At 57.2% G+C, this 20,392-nt stretch carries 16 protein-coding genes; 2 read left to right on the top strand and 14 right to left on the bottom strand.

Going from position 1 to position 20,392, the window contains the following annotated elements:
* Positions 1-77 precede the first annotated feature (77 nt).
* The 5 genes from EXR70_10675 to EXR70_10655 form a co-directional block, all read right to left on the bottom strand.
* Complete coding sequence (locus tag EXR70_10675; GenBank protein ID MSP38942.1) at positions 78-2,090, bottom strand: OmcA/MtrC family decaheme c-type cytochrome; 2,013 nt, start codon at positions 2,088-2,090, stop codon at positions 78-80.
* Between the two features lie 119 nt (positions 2,091-2,209).
* Complete coding sequence (locus tag EXR70_10670) at positions 2,210-2,455, bottom strand: hypothetical protein (GenBank protein MSP38941.1); 246 nt, start codon at positions 2,453-2,455, stop codon at positions 2,210-2,212.
* Positions 2,419-3,474, bottom strand: coding sequence for an MFS transporter (locus tag EXR70_10665; GenBank protein ID MSP38940.1), 1,056 nt, complete (start codon positions 3,472-3,474; stop codon positions 2,419-2,421). Before EXR70_10665 ends, EXR70_10670 begins: the two co-directional genes overlap by 37 nt.
* A 186-nt stretch (positions 3,475-3,660) precedes the next feature.
* Positions 3,661-4,992: an MFS transporter gene (locus tag EXR70_10660; protein MSP38939.1), complete on the bottom strand. Its 1,332-nt coding sequence runs from the start codon at positions 4,990-4,992 to the stop codon at positions 3,661-3,663.
* A gap of 32 nt (positions 4,993-5,024) precedes the next feature.
* Positions 5,025-5,975, bottom strand: coding sequence for an aldo/keto reductase (locus EXR70_10655; protein ID MSP38938.1), 951 nt, complete (start codon positions 5,973-5,975; stop codon positions 5,025-5,027).
* Between the two features lie 125 nt (positions 5,976-6,100).
* On the opposite strand from EXR70_10655, the gene EXR70_10650 reads away from it, so the two are divergent.
* Entirely contained in the window at positions 6,101-6,928 is an 828-nt protein-coding gene (locus tag EXR70_10650; protein ID MSP38937.1) for a hypothetical protein, read from the top strand.
* Between the two features lie 293 nt (positions 6,929-7,221).
* On the opposite strand, the gene EXR70_10645 is transcribed toward EXR70_10650, so the two are convergent.
* The 9 genes from EXR70_10645 to EXR70_10605 all read right to left on the bottom strand — a co-directional run bounded on the left by EXR70_10645 (position 7,222) and on the right by EXR70_10605 (position 18,935).
* Positions 7,222-8,982, bottom strand: a complete 1,761-nt coding sequence (locus EXR70_10645) for a phospholipid carrier-dependent glycosyltransferase (GenBank protein ID MSP38936.1) — start codon at positions 8,980-8,982, stop codon at positions 7,222-7,224.
* Entirely contained in the window at positions 8,954-10,132 is a 1,179-nt protein-coding gene (locus EXR70_10640) for a lipopolysaccharide heptosyltransferase family protein (protein MSP38935.1), read from the bottom strand. Before EXR70_10640 ends, EXR70_10645 begins: the two co-directional genes overlap by 29 nt.
* A gap of 140 nt (positions 10,133-10,272) precedes the next feature.
* On the bottom strand, positions 10,273-12,009 hold the full coding sequence (locus EXR70_10635; GenBank protein MSP38934.1) for a glycosyltransferase family 39 protein: 1,737 nt from the start codon (positions 12,007-12,009) through the stop codon (positions 10,273-10,275).
* A gap of 4 nt (positions 12,010-12,013) precedes the next feature.
* On the bottom strand, positions 12,014-12,973 hold the full coding sequence (locus tag EXR70_10630; GenBank protein MSP38933.1) for a hypothetical protein: 960 nt from the start codon (positions 12,971-12,973) through the stop codon (positions 12,014-12,016).
* 116 nt (positions 12,974-13,089) lie between these two features.
* On the bottom strand, positions 13,090-13,878 hold the full coding sequence (locus tag EXR70_10625) for an SDR family oxidoreductase (protein ID MSP38932.1): 789 nt from the start codon (positions 13,876-13,878) through the stop codon (positions 13,090-13,092).
* A 527-nt stretch (positions 13,879-14,405) separates the two neighbouring features.
* Positions 14,406-15,368 carry a D-2-hydroxyacid dehydrogenase family protein gene (locus EXR70_10620; GenBank protein ID MSP38931.1) on the bottom strand — a complete coding sequence of 321 codons (963 nt, stop codon included), beginning with the start codon at positions 15,366-15,368 and terminating at the stop codon, positions 14,406-14,408.
* A 333-nt stretch (positions 15,369-15,701) separates the two neighbouring features.
* Positions 15,702-16,766: an amidohydrolase gene (locus EXR70_10615; protein ID MSP38930.1), complete on the bottom strand. Its 1,065-nt coding sequence runs from the start codon at positions 16,764-16,766 to the stop codon at positions 15,702-15,704.
* A 158-nt stretch (positions 16,767-16,924) separates the two neighbouring features.
* Entirely contained in the window at positions 16,925-17,836 is a 912-nt protein-coding gene (locus EXR70_10610; GenBank protein MSP38929.1) for an NAD(P)-dependent oxidoreductase, read from the bottom strand.
* 40 nt (positions 17,837-17,876) lie between these two features.
* Complete coding sequence (locus EXR70_10605) at positions 17,877-18,935, bottom strand: amidohydrolase (GenBank protein MSP38928.1); 1,059 nt, start codon at positions 18,933-18,935, stop codon at positions 17,877-17,879.
* Between the two features lie 1,195 nt (positions 18,936-20,130).
* On the opposite strand from EXR70_10605, the gene EXR70_10600 reads away from it, so the two are divergent.
* A complete protein-coding gene (locus tag EXR70_10600; protein MSP38927.1) occupies positions 20,131-20,391 on the top strand; it encodes a DUF4160 domain-containing protein in 261 nt (86 codons plus the stop codon).
* The last annotated feature ends 1 nt before the right edge of the window (position 20,392 follow it).

The raw sequence follows: 20,392 nt of genomic DNA, 5'->3' as shown, positions 1-20,392 counted from the left end.
ATTTCTGCGCCGCGTTGCCACGCTGGCGCACAATCTCTGTCTCCGTTCTCTGTCTCTATCTCAAATCTCTGTCGCGCCTATTCCCGTCCCTTGCGATGCATCTTGTCGACGGCGAATTCCCGGCCCCGGCCGTGACAGACGACGCAGCTTTCTCTGCCTATCGAAGCGATCTGCGCTTCCATATGCGCCTTGGCCGGTTCCCGCGTGTGACAACCGACGCAGGCGCTCATGATCGGCGTTAACGGCTTCACGCTGCCGTCCGCTTGGGGAATAAAAGTCGGCAACACCCCGGCGGGCAACGGCAATTCAAAGGCGCCGGGCTCGTGACACTTGGCGCAATTGCGCCGGTCGCCGGGAAAACGAATATCGCCGAAGTCCACCGGCACCGGTGCCGCCGCCGGCCCGCCGTAGACGATGAATGGCTCGCCCAAATTTCGCCCAGTGTGAATCCGATGGATGAAGCGTTTCAAATGGACACTCTCCGCCGGCATCGGTCCCTTGGCGACCTTACGCTTTACCTCATCGTTGTGGTTGGCGTTGTGGCAGAGCACGCAAAACTCGGTGTTGTTGCGTTGCTCGCCGTGGGGCTGCAACTTCAAGTGGCAAACGTTGCAGCGTTCGATTTTCACCGCCATGCGCCGTGGCACCGGCTCTTTGTCGGTGATGGCGAAATACTTGACCACGTTGGCGCCGGCGTTGCGCTGGCCTTTTTCGACGACGGTGCCGTTGGGCCGTTTCACATCGTAGAGCCGATAGCCTTGAATGCCGATGGCGCCGGAGCCGGTGGCGTCGGTGGGAATCGTGTAGCGAAATTTATAAGTATGAACGCCGTTCCCGAGGGGCTCGGCTTTGCGCGCGTCCTCGGGAAATTCCATTTTGTAATCGGTAGTCGGCCACGCCAGAACTAAACCGAGATTGTTCATCTCGCCAGCGTTCACCGGCGCGCCTTTTTTATCTTTCAGGCTAAAAGTTACTACTGGATTGCTGCCGGGCTTGCCGCCGTCGATTTTTAAAATATCGAAAACGAGCCCCGGCAGCCCGCTCCAATTGCCGGAAAAAGTGTGCGCGCCAGTGATCGACGGACCGAACTCCGGCCCGTCCGGTTGATGACAGTTGACGCAGCTGCCGTCGGCCGCCGGACCGGGGCCGTGATGTTTGCCGGAGCTGAGATCGACGTTGTCGTGACACGACACGCAAGCCGCGCTCGACGGTTGGATTTTCCAGTTGGTAACCTTGGGATTGGCGTGGCAGCCGGTGCAGTCGCGATATTCTTTCGGAATGGTTTCGGTGACCACCATGCGCGGCGTGCGAATGCTCGAAAAATCGCGCACCCGCTGCTCGGCGCCGACCAAAAGATACGGCTTACCTTCGCCGACACTGGGCAGATACTTGCCGCGGTGCATCTTGTGAATCAAAAATTTGAAATCGAGACTCTCGCCGGTCTCCGGATCGCTCAACTGCGAGGTATGACACAGCGCGCAGTAACCGGTCTGGCGCGCCGCCCCGCCATGCCAACGCATGGGATCGTGGCAGGTATTGCACGAAGCGGTCTCCGCCAGCTCCCGGCGCATCTGAACTTTGCCGCCGGCGGGGATGAATTCGAAAAGCGGATTGGCGGCGGACAGCCGATTGTTGCGCGTCATCTCGGCGCCCAGCACGTGCGTCGCGCGCGGGTTGAAATTGGCCGGCAGCGCCGACTTGAACGTGTAAGTAAAAACACCCGGCGCCAAACGCGCAAAGCTGCCGCCTTGATCCGAATCCGGCTGCATGGTTTCGCTCAACACCGGCTTGCGGGTTTCGCCTCTGAATACCCAGTTCTTGCCGGCAACTCTGCTGAGCAAATAATTTTGATAATCCTGTTCGCCGCCTTTGCCGATTTTGAGAACCGCGATGGTAAACTTCACGCTGTCGGCGTCGAGGGCGTTCAATTCAAGCGGCTTGCCGCTGGCGTCGGTAATTTTAAAAGTCGCCATCGGCCGGCGATTGGCAGGAATCGCCACCGCGCTGATTTCCGCCTTGAGTCCGCCTTCAGCGTTGCTTTGAGCGTAACCGGGAAGCGCTGGGCCGAAAAATAGCGCGAAGTTAAACAACAGAATGGCAAAATATTGTATTGATGGCTCTCCGTCGCGGGTTGATTCAAGCGCGAGTGAATTTATCGAAAACTTATTCGCCGCGGCTAAACTTGTCAAACCGATTGCGGCAAAACTAGTCAACGAATATCGCGCGCCCGCGGCACGGCGAAAAAGATCACCACCATGCACAGCGTGCCGACGATGCTCATCGACGACGCCGCATAGGGCGCACCGATGAGCGCCGATAAGGCGCCCACCGCCATGCCGCCGAGCAGCAGTAAGACTTGCGTCATGTGAAAGATCGCGATGGTCCGGCCGCGAAATTCCGGCGACGAATAGGTTTGAATCACCGTCTGCACGAGCGCATGGAGCTGACGTGGCACAGACCGATGATCGCCATCAGCGCCATCGACAAGGGAAACCAACTCGACGCCGAAAAAATCACCACCAGCACGCCGTAGATCGCCACCCCGCCGAGCATCATGATGCCGCGCGGCATGCGATCGCCCACCGAAGCAATCACAATCGAACTGCACAGCGCGCCCACGCCCATGGCGGTAAGGAGTAATCCCTGGCCGCGCGCGCCGACGCGCAGCAGATCGCGGGCGAACACCGGCAATAGCGTGCTGGGGACCATGAACAAGGCGGCGACGATGACGATCAAGATGCCGGTGCGCACTTCCGCCGTGCGCCAGCTGAACTTCCTGCCTTCGATGATGCTTTGGCCGAAGGATTCTTTATGGCCATGTTCGGCAGAAGACGCCGACGGCGCCGCGCTCAGCTGCGTGGTCCAGATGGTCGCGAGCACCATGAACAGCGCCTGCACCGCGTAGGAAACTCCGGTGTCGAATAGCGAGATCAGCAGACCGGAAAGCGCCGGGCCGGTGCAGCGCGCCATCTTGAAGACCATGGCGTTCAAGCCGATGGCATTGGTCACATACTTGCGCGGCACGGCGTCGGATATCATCGCCGAACGCGACGGTTGGAGAAACACTTGCACGCAGGCCATTAAGAACGCGCTGACGTAAACATGCCACGGCACGATCAGCTTGGTGAAGATCAACAGCGCCGTCACCGCGTATAAAAAGCCGCTGGCGAATTGCGCCGCCACCACCTGAAACTTACGCGGATAACGGTCCGCGGCGCTGCCGGCGATGGGCGACAGCAATAAAAATGGGATCGCTTGAATGCCGCGCACCATGCCTAGCTGCAACGCCGAGTTGGTCAACTCGTAGATCAACCAACCGCGCGTCACCTGGATCCATCCAGGTGCCCATGGAGCCAAAAATCTGGCCGTACCAGAGCAAACGATATTCCCGGTAGCGCAGCGTCTCGAAGGCGCGCAGTCGAACCAGCATCGCCACCGGCCAAGCGAGGGCTTCGTTTCCTTCCGCGTCGTCAGCGGCGGGCGATGATTCTTTTTCCGGTGAAGTAATAGGCGCGCTCACAGCAATTGTTCAAAGTGGCCGACGACGACGACGGATCCCGAAGTTCTAAAGCCAGAATTCGATCATACACGCGCCACCGAAACGCTTCCACTAAGGCACGGAGAAAGTTTGAGATTCGCGTCAAAAAGAAGGCGAAATTCTTAAAGCAAAGGATCGCGCTGAGGCAGTTCCAATGAGCGCTGTTTGCGTCCGAGCCACAAGCTGTTCAGCAACCACAACATCGAAATCGGCACGGCAACGATCGAGACTCCCGTCATCGCCAAGCCAAGCGCGCCCAAACCCGCGTAGGACCAGGCGCCCACTTGATCGCCCAGGCGGTACACCACGGTGTCGATAAAACTTTTCGCTTTATACTTATCCTCGCGCGGCAGCACGGTGAACAGCACTTCGCGGGCGGGCCGAGCGAAAGCGAAATTACCGGCGCGGCGGATCACTTGAAAGGCCACCAGCGCGGCAATGGTCGGCGCCCAGGCCAAGGTCGCGAAACCGAAAATACTCAGCAGCGGCAACAACGCCAGCGTCAATGCCACGCCAAGTCGTTTCAATGTCCGGCCGGTGACGAACAGCTGCGCTCCCAGCGTGAGAATATTGACCCACAGGTCGACGCTGGCGAAAAATGCCGTACGCGCGCCGCGGTCGGCGAAATATTTTTTGGCGATCTCGGCTTGTTGGAAGTAGAGAAACGTCGAGGTGATGGCGAACAGCAAAAGAAAAGTGCTGACGTTGATCAGATAAGGCGACTTGAGCGTATGGGCGATGCCGCTCAGCGGCGAACCGCCGATCAAACTATCGTCGCGTTGCACCGCCGGCCGTAAGTTCAATGAAGAAGCCAAGCGCGACAAACGGCCGACGCAGAAAACCGCGACTTCGAGCAAGATGGCGGAAGCCAGTAACAGCACCGTCGACGGCACCTGCTTGGCGAGGATCGCCGTCAAGCTGGAACCGACGATACCGCCGACGGTGGCGCCGGCGGCGATGAAGCCGAACAGCCGCTTACTCTGTTCGCTGTCGAAGACATCGACCATCAGCGCCCAAAACACCGAGACCACGAACAGGTTGAAAATCGACGTCCAGATGAAAAACAGCCGGCCGATCCAGATGCTCTGGCCGCTTGAAGCCAAGTGCAACAGCACGACGAAGAGCAACAAATTGACGGCAAAAAATCGGTAAGTGAAAGCGATGAACTTAAGCCGCGGCAGCTTCGCCACCAAGGCGGCGAAGGGCGCATTGACCAAGATCATGCCCAACAGCGTGCCGGTGAAAAGCCAAGGAAGATTTTCCACCCCGCCGGCAACGCCCATCTCGTCGCGAATCGGCCGAAGAATATAGTAGGATACGAAAATCGAAATGATATACAGCCACGCCCAGCCGACGGCGCGCAGCTCCGCCGGCCGCACGTCGATGGCGTAGCGCAGCAAACCACGAACCACTCCCCCTGGCTGTCCGGCTTGCGAATTTGAATCGCTCTCCACGCCTAACCCCTTACCCTTCACCCCTTACCGATCTAAACGTTATCGATAAACTGCTCCATGCGCTTGCGCAGCGCCGCGTCCGGTAGACGGCCGCGGGCGGCGCCAAGATTGTCGATAACATACTCCGGACGCGCCATGCCCGGCACGGCGCAGGTAATCGCCGGGTGAGACACGATATATTTTAGAAAGAATTGCGCCCATGACGTGCAATCGAACTCGCTCGCCCACTCCGGCAGCTTCTTACCCTGCACGGCGTTGAACAGCCGACCGCGGCCAAAAGGCAAATTGATCATCACCGCCATGCCGCGGTCGGCGGCCAGAGGAATGATCCGATCGCCGGCGTCGCGATTGTCCAAAGCATAATCGACTTGGATGAAGTCGAGGGTTTCTTTTTTCATCGTCTGTTCGAACTCGCCGTATTGATTATCGAACGAGGTCGTAATGCCGACGTAGCGCACACGCCCGGCCGCCTTCAGCTCGCGAATCGTTTTGAGCTGGGTATCGGTGTCGAGCAAGTTGTGCACGGCGAGCAGATCGATCTTGTCGGTACGCAGTCTCTTGAACGACTCTTCAATCTGTTTGCTGCCTTCATCCCTGCCACCCCTGCGCAGGCTCACCTTGGTGGCCAGAAACAGCGAGCCGCGAATTTTCAAGCCATCGACCAATTCACCGACGACGGCCTCAGCTGTTCCGTAAGAGGGCGAGCTGTCGATCACCGTGCCGCCCAGCGCTTGAAACTGTTTGATTGTCTCGCGCAGCGGCGCTTTATCCGCGTCGGTTTTGATTTCCTCGTAACGGCGCGCCGTGCCGATGCCGACGATCGGAATGCTCTCGCCGGAGCTAGGAATTCGTTTGCGAATTAATGACTGCGCCTGGGCAAACAAGTTTTCAGGTTGGAACGTGAGCGACGCACCCAAGCCAATTGCCGCCTTGAGCGCGGCGCGACGATTAATATTCAAATTGACTCCTGTGACTCGAAGCATCATGTAGCATCGCGTCTTAATCGCCGCAAGCGAATGGCTGTGCCGGGGCAAAGTTTCTCCTTGCCATTACCCCGCGGCACCATTACGATGCGGCCACGTAAAGCCCAGCAAAGGAGACCGCGCCCGTGAAATATCTTCATCGCAATTTCCTCTTCACTCTCGCACTGCTGTTGTCGCTCAGCCTGATATCACCATCGGCATCGGCGCAGTCCCTCGATAAAGTACGCTTGGGCAACAGCGGCACCGGCATCAACGTTTACTTGCTCGATATCGGCAAGCGCATGGGATTGTTCCGCAAGCACGGCATCGATTTGGAAGCGATCTACGTCAACAGCGGCTCGCTGCTCAACCAAGCGCTCATGGCCGGCACCTTCGACATGGTCATGTCCCAAGGTTCGGAAGCGATGTTGGCGAGACTGCGCGGCGCCGATCTGCGCATGAACGCCGTGGTCGCCAACCGTTTCAACCACGTCTATATCGCCGGCCCGACGATCACCGCGATCAAACAGCTCAAAGGCAAACGGGTCGCCGTCAGCCGCTTCGGTTCGGGCTCCCATTTTCAGACTAACCTCGCTCTCAAGGACGGCGGACTCGATCCGGAAAAAGACGTGACGGTTTTACAAATCGGCAATTCCGCCGCGCGCATGGCGGCGATCCTGGGCGGCACGGTGGACGGCACGATCATGGCGGCCGACTTCGTGCCGAGAGCGAAAAAAGCCGGCTTCAACATTCTCGCCGATCTCACCGAGACCAAGATCGAATATCCGTTTCTCTCGGTGCACATGCTCGGCAGCTACACCGACCGTAATCTGCGCGTCGTCAAAGCCGTGATCAAAGCCATGTCGGAATCGATCCGCGCATTGCAAAGCGATCCGACCATCGCCAAAGCAGCGATCCGCGCCGCGCCGCGCTGCGCACCGACGATGCCGAGACCGTCGACTACGCGCTCCTGAGCAGCGTACAGGTGCTCGACCGCCGGCCGTTTCCGACTCCAGGCGGGATTCAAACCGTGCTCGACGAACTGGGCAAAGAAGCCAAGGGCAAGAATTGGAAATTCGAAGACTTCGTCGATCTGCGCGCGCTGCGGGAATTAGAGAAGGAAGGTTTCTTTAATAGCGTGCGGTGAGTCTTCCGAAAGTTTGTCGGATGCGGTGACCAAAGGGAACCGCATCGTTGACAATTCGCAGGCGTGCGATGCGGTTCGCGGACTCACCACATCCTACGGCTCTTCTTTTACAAATCGAAATTACAAGATCGCGGCTTGCAGCAGCACCAATGGCGCGTCGCCCTCGGGACCTTTACCGGTGCTGTGAACAAGCGGCGCGGGCAGATTCGTATTGAGCTTTTGCAGCTCTTTCCATGACGGCTCGGTCATGATGACGAAACCCTTGCCTGCAACAATTTTTGATGCGACCTCGGCAATGGGCCGCTCATCGACGTCGATGAAACTACCGCGATAAAACAGTACCGGATCGCTGTTGAACTCGCCGTAAATGATCAACTTGTCATTTGCACCGACGCGGCCATTGACCTCGTGCATGAATTCTCGATAACTCTTGTCCGCGGCGATCACCGGCAACAGCACGCCGCGGCTGATGAACATGAACGGCAGGGCGTTGAGCACGATGATCCACGCCGCCATGCGCAGCCGGCCAAACCACAAGTTCCGTCCCAAGCAAAACCATAGAGCCATGGTCACCGACAAAACCACGGTGAAGGCCGCGCCCAGACTATTCAGCGCGTTCTGAATCAAGGCCAAATTGGCGCGATCCTTGGGCTTGAGCAGTTTGGCGATGGGTGAAAAGAACCAGCTGGGCTCATGATTCCACAAAGCGCCGGCAACGATGGCGAGTAGAATCGCACCCACTAGCCCGGCAAACATCGCCAAGCCGCGAAACAGCCAGCGGCGCGCGCCCGCCGCCTCGTTATGATCGTCAATCCATAACCCAGTCAACAGCGCCAACGCCGGATACAGCGGTAAAAGATAAACCGGCCGCTTGCCCGCCGAGAGTGAAAAGAAAATAAACATCACCGCCAGCCAGACTTTTAGAAACAATCGATCGTCGTTTGGAACCGAGCTGCGCCGAAAGCAATCCCAAAGCAAAAACGGCAAGAACAAACTCCACGGCAAGCCCAAACTAAGAAGATAGGGCAGATAATAACCGACGCCGTGGCTATGGCCAGAGCCGCCGAAAAAGCGATTGAGATTTTCCGCCAGCAGCTGACGATTGACGAACCCCTCGCCGCCGCGGGTGATCGCCAAACCGTACCAACCGACGACGAGAATTAACGTCAGCACCACGCCGGGATGAAAAGCGAACTTGGCGATGAGATCCCAACGTCTTTTAAGCAAGAGAAAAACTGCCATCACCAACGCCGGCAGCAAGAGACCCAGCGGCCCTTTGGCCAGCGTGCCCAAACCGACCAAACCGTAAAGCGCGAAATACCAGAGCGGATGGCGCAGCAAGTCGCGATAGAGCGCGTAGAAAAGCAGCAAGCTGGCGCTGACGAAAAAACCCAGCGTCATGTCGACCCGCGCGCTCAGCGCTTGGTTTTGATAGATCAGCGTGGTCGCGAGAATCGCACCGGAGAGCGCAGCCACCGGCCCGCCGAACAGCCGGCGGCCGAGCAGATAAACCAACAGCACACCGAGCGTGGCGTAAAACGCCGAGGGGAAACGAATCGTCGCTTCATTGAGATTCCCGGTTATTTTTTCGCTCAGCGCCGCCGACCAGTGAAACAACGGCGGCTTGGACGGAATCGCCGTGGCGCGCTTGAGCGGAAACAACCACTCGCCGCGCTGGACTATGTCTTGCACCGCCAGCGCCTCGCGCGGCTCGCCTTTGTCGAAAAACGGCAGGTTGCCGAGGTATGGAAAGTAGAGCGCGGCACAGAGCAGGAATAGCAAAAAAAGATGGCGGCTTGCCGGCGTCGCCTCGGCAAAAAGTAATTTTTCCAATTCTGCCATCCGATGACGCTTAAGCGCGCGCCACCGCCGTGGCGTCATTCACGGCACTGCCGCCCGCCGCCGGATCGCGCTGCGAAAGCAGAGCCAACTCCTCGCGGTAAGCCGTCAAAACCATATCCACCGTCGGCCCCTTGTCGCGATAGACAATCCGCGCCAACTCGGCGGGCGGGCCCCAGTGGGCGAAATTATTTCTAAGAAAAATCGCCACCGTGCGAATTCCGAGGGCGCAGGCTAGATGCACCGGACCGCTGTCGCACGCAATAAAAAGATCGCAATTGGCGATCATGCCGGCAAACGCGCGGGCATTCGGTTCGCATACGACCGCCGCCTGGGCGCTGAACGCGGCGCTGAAGTACGGCAACAACTCGCGCTCTTCCGGGCCGACGAAAAGCATCAGCCGCGTGCCGTCGGCAAGCAGACAACGGATCAACTCGAGAAAACTTTCTTTCTCCCAGCGCTTCCCGCGGGTTATTCGCCCACCGACAAAAAACCCGACAATCTTGCTTTCAGCCGGCGCCGCCATCGCCGCACACGCATTGGCCGCCAACAGCGTCGCGACTCGCCGTTTGGCGATTTCTTTTTCCTCGGCGGACAGAGCCACCTTGGGAAACACCAGCTCGCTTTCCAGGCCGAGCGCCGCGATCAGCTGCGGCCGATTGGCGTATTGACTCCGCCTGGCCGGTTTCGCGACCCGAAGGTTGAACCAAAAATCCCATTTGCCACGCGCCCCCGCCCTGAGCCGCGCCTGGGAAAACCCAATGATGAAGGCACCCAGCGCCGCGCTGGACCCGCAGATATCAACGGCTAAGTCGTATTTCGCCGCACGGATTTGCTTTAGCAGGACAATATAGGACCAACACACTTTGGGAAAACTTTTGAAAACCTCGTATTGATGATCGATGGGTAACTTTTGAAACAACACTTTTACCACGCTCGGCCCAACGAAGTCGATTTTCGCATGGGGAAAATTCTTGCGCATGAGCAGGATCGCCGGCGTCGCGAGAATCAGATCGCCCATGCGAAAAATGCTGCACACCAAAAGAATTCTCTGAATATTCTCGCGCCGCAAATCGAACTGCTCCTCGATCGAATTGGGGGTGAGCCGCTTCATCACTCCCATGGCGAGGGCGCGAATTCTCCGGTTCAACCAGTAGCGAATCGCTTTACCCGTCTTGTCTGCCGTCGGCATGACTCACCCTTTGCGACTGTTTGAAGTTGCTGCTCGAAAACACTACTCGAAAATAAAATATCCGTAGACGCGACGTAAAGCAACGCGGCAGCGCTGTTGGAGATCGACTCGAAGCATCATTATTATAGCGAGAGCCTAGCTCAATTGACCAGCGCCGGCAGATCCAGGCGATTTGAAAAAACCACGCTGTAATCGTTGGCCGCGACGACGTGAATCGCCCGCGCTTGTTCGCGCCGAAGTATATCGAACGTCGCTCGATCGGTGACCACGAACATCCGGCGCGGCCCATCCCACTTCTGCCAAAAGGACTTGTCGTCGTTGGTTGCGCGGTTGAAATCAACCTGCCCGAGTTCGAAGGATTCGACCCAGCCCACTTGAGTAATGTGACGTTGCAAATAGAGCGGCAAGTCTTGGTAGTAAGCGTGATAGGTTGCCACCTCGTCGTCAGGCTTCAGCGAAGCCTGAAACGCCGCGGCAAGATCCTTCACCGATCGACGCTGGTCGAACACCGGCAAACTCTGATTGAGCACCAGCAAAAACATGGTCGAGGTCGCCGCCAGAGCGGCAAACGACATACCGGGGCGGCGGCGCTTGCCAAAATAAATCGCCAGTAAAACACCGGACAAAAGGATCGCCAGCTCGGCGATCACATAGGGCTGCGATTTTTGCAGGTCGGCGTAAACCGTCAACGCGGTGGAGGGCAATGTCGATTCATCGGCGGGCACTTCGAGATCGGGCCAATTGGAATATCTTTCGAAATAATGCTGCGGCCCATGCGCCGCCAAAGGGACCAACAAAAGAATCGCCGCCAGCAACATGGCGTAACCGACTCGCAGCCCCTCCACCGCCGGACGGTCCAACGCCGCCGCGAAGTAACGTCCCAAGAGAATCGCCAAGGGCGGAAACATCGGTAAAACGTAGGCGATGGTTTTCGAACTTGAGAGCGAAAAGAAAACAAACACCCAGCCGGCCCACAGGGCGAGAAACAGCGCCTCGCGATAACCATGGCGCGGCCGCGAGGAGCGAAACAAACTATGGCGGATCGCCTGGTAGAGAAACGGCGACCAGGGAAAGAAACCAACCAGCAACACCGGGATGTAGGACCAGGGATGATTGAGCGCTTCGTGTTTAAAGAGAAACCGTTCGAAATGTTCGCCGATGAAATAAAAAACAAAAAAATCTGAATGCAGTGCCGCCACCCAAATATGCCACGGCAAAACGATCGCGGCGAAGATCGCCGCACCAGAACCAAGATGGAGAGAACGGAGCAGCTTCCACTCGCGAAAGATCGCCAGCCAAGAAATAATTATCAGACCCGGCAGAACGATGCCGATCAACCCCTTCTGCAATACCGCCAAAGCGCAGCAAATGAAGAACGACCATACCCAGCGGCGGCGCGAAGCCGCCGGTTCGCGAAGCGCCAACAAGAATGAAATCAACGCGCCGGTCAACAATACGGTTAGCCCCATGTCGAGGTTGGCGGTGCGGCTGAGGACGTAATAGAGACAGGAAGTTGCCAACACGATGACGGCGCAGACACCGCTGCGCCGGCCGAATAAGGTTCGGCCGCAATAGTAAACGGCGAGACAGCCGAACAGCGCGAACAGCGCCGGCCCGAGGCGCAGCGCCCACTCGCGCAAACCGAACAGTTTTATGGCAACGCTTTGGGTCCAATAAAAGAGCGGCGGTTTTTCAAAAAAGCGCACGCCGCCGAGGCGCGGCGTGAGGTAATCGCCGCTGGCCACCATTTCCCGAGCGACTTCCGAGTAGCGTCCCTCGTCGGGAGCCCATAGCGCGCGGCCACCCAGGCCGAAACAAAAGAACAGGCCGAGCAACCCCGTGAGGACCATCAAATCGCCGAGCCAATGTGCGCGCATGGTTTTAGCCTTCGGTCTGGACCGCTTCCAATCCCACGGTGAGAAGCGGCAACTCTTCGGTTAAACGCGCCGGCGGCGCCAATTGCTCGATGGAAAGCGGACCGCGAAACTGGTTGAACATGGCGGTAAAAAACTTGTCATCGCAATGTTCGGCGCTCACGGCATAGAGCAGCGGCAAACCGGTCCACGGCACATTGGGATGGGTGTGATGAATTCGGTGATAGTTGAAATTGAGCACGCAGGAGGCGAGCCAGCGCGGCAGCGCGAGATTATGACCGGAAAGAGTTATTTTTAGCTGCGTGCCGTAGTGATAGATGTTGTCCATCAAAGAGACCACCAACGCGCGCACGGCGACGATGCCGATGAATGCGGGCCAATGGCCGCGGTAGCAGTAAGCGCTGGCGCAAAACAGCAACAAGATCGCCAAGCCGTCAAAACGGATTTCACGCTGACGCCGGTCGTCGAGGAACTTCGCCGCCAGCCACTTTTCCTGGCGGTCGCCCTGTTCGAGCAGCCGCGCGCCAAACTTGCGAAACATGCCGTTCGGCAGGATGAACAACCAGGCGCTGAAAACTTCGAGCAAATAGACCCCGCACAGGATGTAAGAAAAGTACTTGCAGCTGGCGATAAATTTCGAGGACGCCGCGCCGTCATACATTTCCGTGCCCTTCTCCAGCGGCGAGCGGTTGAACTTATGATGCGACAAATGGGTCAAGCGCAAAACCTGAAACGGCGAGCCGAACAAAATCGATTGCCAACGTCCGGCGGCGAGGTTGATCGTCGCCGATGAATGAAATGCGTCGTGAATCGCCTCATGCATCAACGCCCAGAGCGGATTGTTCAAGGCCGCGATGGGCACCAGCGTCAGCGCCCACCAAGGATTCACGTCGAGCAAGTAAAGCGGCAAAATGAAAAACTGAAAAAGATTGGCGCCGGAATGAAGCAGCAGCAAACTGAGATTGATCGACTACGGGATCGCCAGCCCGGCGGGGCGGACGGATTTATTATTTGCTAGGAGCACACTGGACATTACTTGCCCTCCGACTTTTTGGATCTGTCAATTCGTCATTGGCGCAGACTTTATTGCCGCGTCAGTCGCCCCATGGTTCGGCCGGCTAAATAGGTATGCAGCCGGCGCGGCGTAAGTTTCAAAATTCCCACCAACAAGCGATTATGCCAGCCGGGGATCGCCACCGGCGCTTTGCCCAAGCGGCGCAGCGCCAACTCGACCACTGGATGGACCGCCATCGCCGCCACCGGCGGGCTTCCAGCGATGGCGTGAAACTCCGTGTCCGTCGAACCGGGACAAAGAGCGAGCACGTCGACGCCGTCTTTTTTCAGCTCGTAGCCCAAGGCTTCGGCCAAAAATAATTCGTAAACTTTGCTCGCGGCATAGTGGCCTTCATAGGGCGTCGCGATGAACGCGCTCACCGACGAGACCAGGATGATGCCGCCCTTCTTGCGCCGCGCCATGGGGTTGCCAAAGCGATGAGTGAGAATCATCAGAGCACGGCAATTGACGTCGAGCAATGCGATTTCGCGTTCGATGTCATGGGCCAAGAAATTTCCCGCCACGCCGAAGCCTGCGTTGTTGACCAACAGGCCGATGTCGATCGACTCGGTGGCATGAACGATAGCTGGGAGAAAATCTTGGCGCGACAGATCGGCGACGACGCAGAGAACTTGAATCTTGAATTGCCCTTCGAGTTGGCGCGCCAAGCTTTCCAGTTTTTCCCGCCGCCGCGCCACTAAAACGAGATTCAAGCCAAGAGCGGCCAACTGGCGCGCGAACTCGGCGCCGATACCGGCGGACGCTCCGGTAATCAGCGCCCAAGGACCGTAACGCTCGGCAAAATTCCCGGCGGACATGTTTTATTGTACGGCTAGTCGATGCGTGAATCTATAGCTTTGGCGGTTATTTAATCTCGCTCCGGCACTCTGGAATAACGCGCCGATTGGGATTGCCTCGCCGGTCAACGTAGGGCGTCTCTGCGTTGTACCGACTCGGGTTGGCGATCCATTCCTCCCGGCAGATTCCCCCCACTATCTATCCCGGATCATTCATGCAACGAGGAAACCTGACGACACTCTGCTGATCGAGGTGTGACCCTGGAGGAACGAAGGCACCAGCGCGAATGTTTGATTGTGTGGTCGGCGCTCGGCACGATGTTTGACCTTTTCGCTGCTGAGCGCAACGCAACTCGCCGCGCTTGCATCTTCAAGGCACAACTGTTTTGCCTTCGTTCCGGAAGGGTTGCACCTCGATCGCAGTTTTACCGCGAATAATCCGGGCTATGTCCCTTTCACTCTCACTTATGCAGTGTTCCGAATCTGGTGGGACCCGACACCCAACAACCGACAGATGATTCAAACTCTTTAATAACCCGTTCACTGGCTTACCAGCGCACCGGATTCAACACATTGCTCGGCTTGCCGGCGGCGAAGTTCACCAGATCGTCGACCACGGTCGCATAATATTCCTCGTAACTTTCCCGGGTGACGTAACCCAAGTGCGGTGTGCAAGTGACGTTGGCCATTTTAATCAATGGCTCATCGGCGCCCACCGGTTCGCTATCGTAAACATCCACGGCGGCAAACCCCGGTCGCCCCGCTTTGAGCGCGGCGACCAACGCGCCCTTGGCGATCAAGCCGGAGCGGCTGGCGTTGACGAGCCGCGCCGTCGGTTTCATGCGCGCCAAATCCTCGCCCGTGACAATACCGCGAGTATCGTTGTTGAGCGGCAGGTGCAGACTCAAAATATCCGCTTCGGCAAAGAAGCCCTCGCGGCTGTTGGCGACTTCGAAGCCGGCGGCTTTCGCGCGGCCAGTCGAACCTTCCCGCCCCCAGCAAATGACGTGGGCGCCGAACGCTTTGCCGACCGCGGCGACGATGCTGCCGATCTTGCCATAAGCGTAAATGCCGATGGTCTTGCCGCTCACGCCGATGCCCAATGTCGATTGCCAGCCGCCATTTTTCAAACTGGTGACTTCCAAAGGTAGATTGCGTAACGAGGAGAGAATCAATCCCCAAGTCAACTCCGCCGTGGCGTTGGGATTGCCCGACCCGCCCGCAGAGACAACAACTCCCTTCTCGGTACACGCCTTCAAATCGACATGTGTCGCCGCCCGGCCGGTTTGACCGATGAGTTTCAACTTGGGCAGCTTCTCGATTAGCGCGCGCGGAAAATACGAACGCTGCTGGGTCAACACCACGGCGTCGGCATCTTTTAATTTTTCCGCCAGACTCGCCACATCGTTCGCCGTGTCGGTGTAAACGACGACTTCATGAGCGGCCAGCTTGGGAAAACATTTTAAAGTTCTAAAAGCATTTTGGTAATCGTCGATGACTGCGATTTTCATTTTAAACGCCCTCTCTTTTTTTGCGATCTTTGCACTGCAATAGCTGTCAATTTACGCGCCACGTGCAAGTCTTTTCCGATTCGGATACGCCTCTCGCAAAGGCGCAAAGACGCAAAGTTCGGAAGGAAAACATTCATATACTTACTTAATGATTTTCTCGTTTTTCCGACCTTTGCGGCCTTGGCGTCTTTGCGAGACATATTCCGATTCCGAACCAGGCCGGGCCGGTCACGACCGGCCCCTACTTTGGGATCTCGATTTCCTTCGCGGCTAATCCCCCTCCTTCATCCTCCCCCGCATGCGGGGGAGGAAAGAGGTGGGGGTCGTGACTGTTCAAGCCAGCGAAACTTTCATTTCACTCTCCGACAATCCATACAACCGGCAAGGATTCGCCGACAAAATCTGCCGCGTGATCGACTCCGACAAATCGTCGCGGCTGATGAACTTATCTAAGTCGCCGGAGAATTCATGCCAATCCTTCTCATGGGGGAAATCCGACGGCCAGATCAGTTGCGAGCTGCCCATCAACGCCGCCACCGTGGCGAGGGTCGACTCACCGACTTCGCAGGAATAGTAAAGATTGCCGCCGCGCATGATCTCCTTGGGCGATCGCGCCGCCTTGTGCGGCCAGCGGTTGAAGCGATGTTCGAAACTTTCTTCCAAGCGATCCATCAAATAGGGCACCCAACCGCAGCCCGATTCGAGAAACGCCACGCGCAGCTTGGGAAAGCGTTCGAAGACACCGTGAATCATCATGCTGGTCAACTGCTGCATCTGCGCGAACGGATGGCTAAGCGGATAGACGCCGGCGAAACTGGTGAAATGATCCAAGCCCAACTCCGCCGCCGATCCGGCATGCACACCAAGCGGAACGTTCAAGCGCTCCGCCGCGGCGAAGATCGGATCGAACTGCGGCAAGCCGTAGCCGCGCATGGGATTCATCACCGCGGCCAACATGCCGCCGACCATGCCGAGGTCGCGCACGCAGCGTTCGAGTTCCTTCGCCGCCTCCGCCGGCTCCTGAATCGCCAACAGCGCCACGCCTTTGAAGCGCGGATTGACGCGCAGAAAGTGCTCGTGCAGCCAGTCGTTATAAGCCCGCGCCATGATCACCGCCCAGTCGTGATCGTGAATCAAGCCGATGCTCAAGCCCGCGCTGGTGTAGAGCACGGTAGTCGAAATGCCGCAGCTGTCGAGAAAGTGAATCCAGCGCTTCGCATCCGGATGCTCGCGCTTGCGCGGCGACAACGCGCCGCGCATCCAGCCGTCGCGGGGAAACAAAACATATTCCCGCTTGCCATCTTCCTTGTGAAAAGCCGCCGGTAAAAACGCCCGCAGCTCCTTGATATTTTCAATGACGTGCCCATCGGCATCGATAACTGGAAAGGCTCGTTTCACGTTGCGTCTCCTTTTGAATTCTGGCGAAGGTGTATCGGAGGGCGAAACATTTTTCGCCCCTACCTGAGCGACCCGGAACCTAGATGGTGAAATTTTCTTTCCGAACTTTGCGATCTTTGCGTACTTTGCGGTTAATACTCCGATTCCAAAGTCTTCGCCTATCCCTTCTTCAGCTCCGCGATGTAATCGCGCAGCCCCGCTTCCAACTTGTACTCGGGATTGAATCCCAACTCCGTGCGCGCCCGCGTGATGTCCATGCGCGGCCGCGGCGGCGTCAACTTGCCACGTTTCATGTTGACGCTCGGAAAAATCGCCGTGAGTGCAGCTTCGACATCGTCAAGCGTCGTCAGCCTGCCACTGCCTAAGTTATAAACGTTATGCGGCAACGGCGACGTGTGCACCGCCAGCGCGATGCCGTTGGCCAAATCTTTGGCGTAAATAAAGTCGACCGTCTCGTAGACATTGAGCGTCACCGGTTTGTTCGCCATGGCATCCCACACCGCTTGCTGCACGGCGACGCCCGGTCCGCCGGCGACGGAGTAATAACCGTATACGCCGGCGAAGCGCAGCAGCGCTAGCTCAATCTTATGTTTCGCGCTGTAAGTTCTGAGCACATGCTCGCAGCCGATCTTCGAAGCGTTGTAAACCCGCTCGCGGCAGTCGATGGGTGAATCTTCGCGCAGCAACTCTTTGGGATCTTCACCGGAATAAACCGCCTGGGTGCTGGCGTGAACCAACCGGCGCACGCCGGTGAGACGCACCGCCTCGGCGACGTTGATCGCCGCGACGAGATTGATTTGAAAGCCGGCGTAGACGTTGTTGATGTTCGCTTCGCCCACCGAGGCGGCTAAATGAATCACGCACTCCGGCCGCGCGGTTTGAAACGCGTCGACCAACGCCGCCAGATCGCGAATATCGCCGCGCAGCACCGCCACATCGCGACCGGTCACATGACGGATATAATCCGGTCGCGGCGCGAAATCGAAAAACGTCACTTCATCGCCGCGATCGAGCAATTCTTTTGCCGTGTGGGTGCCGATCAAACCGGCGCCGGTAATTAGAACTTTCATTCGTCCTCCGTAATTTCTAAGTAAGAAGTTAGTGGACTCGTCACTTTTGCGTCAGCGACTCCGGCGAAAACTTATAAAACCGCCGCGGATTGTCGTAAAGGATATTCCGCGGTAGCGACTGCGGCAAATCTTTTCTGTTAACCAATGTATCGATATCGCCGCTGAACTCGTCCCATGGCCGCTCGTGGGGAAAGTCGGACGCCCAAAGCAACTGTCCCGCGCCGATCAGCGCGGCGACGTTAGCTAATGTTTTCTCTTCGCGCTCGCAGGCGTAAAAAAGATTACCGCCGCTCATGATCTCGCTCGGCGAACGCTTCGTCGGATGCGGCCAGCGGTTGCGCCGATGCTCCCAGCTTTCGTCCAATCGGTCGGCCATGTACGGCACCCAGCCACAACCCGATTCGAGAAATGCTACGCGCAACTTGGGAAACCGTTCGAACACGCCGTAAATCATCATGCTGGTCAGCTGTTGCATCTGCGCGAACGGATGGCTCAGCGGATAAACGCCGGCGAACGACTGAACATGATCCAGTCCCAACTCCACCGCCGGCCCGCTATGCACGGCGAGAGGAATATCCAATTGCTCGGCCATGCGGTAAATCGGATCGAACTCGAATAATCCCAAACCGCGCATCGGACTCATCACGCCAGGCAGCATGCCGGCGACCATGCCGAGATTGCGCACCGCGCGCTGCAATTCTTTCGCCGCTTCGGCCGGCTCCTGCGGCGCCAATAAAGCCACGCCTTGAAAGCGCGGACTCACGCTCAAGAAATCATGATGCAGCCAGTCGTTGTACGCCCGCGCCAGCCCAACCGCCCAATCGCGATCGCGCTGCAAGCCGATATTCAAACCTTCGTTGGGATAAAGCACCGTCAGAGAAATCTCCGTGGCATCGAGAAAGCGCAACCACAATTCGACGCTCGGTTGTTCGCGCTTGTGCGGCGACAACGCCCCGCGTGCCCAACCGTCCCATGAAAAAAGCGGATACTCCCGCTTCCCCGGCACGGCGCGAAACTCCGCCGGCAGATACTCCCGCAGCTCATGATCCTTTTCCAAAATGTGTCCGTCCGAGTCGATGACGGGAAAAGATCGTTTCATGGTTTCATCTCCGAAAAGATTCGCTTACGCGAGAAAAACAAACTGAACTACCCTCGTTTCCAAGCCTAGGGGTTATGAATTTGTCGACTAGAAGTCGACTTTCCTTCCGTCATTCCCGCCCTATCGTCACCCCGGTGAAAACCGGGGTCCATCCCCATCCCCTTAACCTGGATACCGTTTTCCAACGGTATGATGGACGCCGCCCGTCACCTGGATGCCGGCCTTCGCCGGCATGACGGAACTTCACTTCGCCTGACGGCGAGGGATTTCAAGCGTCCCCGATAAAGATATTAATGCTCCCTCGCTCTTCTACTACCGCGTCGTTGATTTCGTCAACATGAACAGGCGAAATCTGCGATGGTGATTTCCTGACGATTCATTGTCAGCCCTAACGGAAAAAATACCGGTCTACGTTGGTCGGCGGAATCTGTCAGATGAAAAAAATTGACAAGTCATCTTTTTAACAATACAAATCTGGCAATGATATTGAAATCTAGACTCGGTAGTAGGCCGACCGACCTACTCACGGGTTAGGGGGTCCATTGGTCAAGGGGGTGTCGACATTGTTGTCGCTTATCAGCGCATCAATTTTCCTATGGAGTGCACCAGCTTTCTCACAAGACACAAGGATGTTTTCGATCGCCGATGAACGACAGATCCGCCGAGCTGTTGTTGCCCTAAGGGAGGCTATCCTCAAGGAAGACCTCAAGGATCTCTTGCGGCAGATTAGTGGCGCAGGCCTGACCTGTACAGACACGGATTACTCGTACAAAATGATCAGGGCGTTTCTCGATGACAAGAAGAGTCACTTGTACATGAGCTTGTTCGATTCAGCTCGGTTCTCACAGCAGTGTGGGAATGAATATCCTGTGGAGTACCCCTCTATCTCCGAGCAAGAATTCCTACGGACGGCGAATGATTCGATGCTGATCGTTCGGACTGATAGCAACTGGGCTCGCGTGACCCTTACCTCGCAGAACCCACGTCACTACCCACGGGAATGGTCCTTCCATAGAGAAGGCGGGACATGGAAGGTCGCTGGCGGCAGCTGGGTCGTCGGCCGCTGCGGGTGCGGATAGAAGTGAGAAGGCGGCGGCGTGCCCCCTAACACGCGGTTGGAGCGGGCCGCTGAAAAGCGCAGCCGCTCAACCACAGCCCGTTATGCATGACTGCCCCAACCTGATAAGAAAAATCCATGCCGATCATTTCCACGTTTTTTGGAATTATTATTCGGATGTATTTCGGAGATCATAATCCTCCGCACTTTCATGTCGAGTTTCAGGGAGAGAAGGCCACGTTCAACTTTAACGGCCAACTGCTTGTTGGCAGTCTTTCATCCGCGACGGCTCGGAAACTTGTGCGTGATTGGGCTCGTCGTCACAGACTCGAACTCATGATAAATTGGAGAAACATTGAAAATGGGCGTGCACTCAATCGAATCAAGCCCTTGGAGTAAT

Source organism: Deltaproteobacteria bacterium (assembly GCA_009692615.1).
In the GTDB taxonomy this organism is placed as follows: Bacteria; Desulfobacterota; Binatia; order UBA9968; family UBA9968; genus DP-20.
The sequence above is the reverse complement of the archived record's forward strand: the minus strand, read 5'-3'. Positions and strand labels throughout refer to the sequence as shown.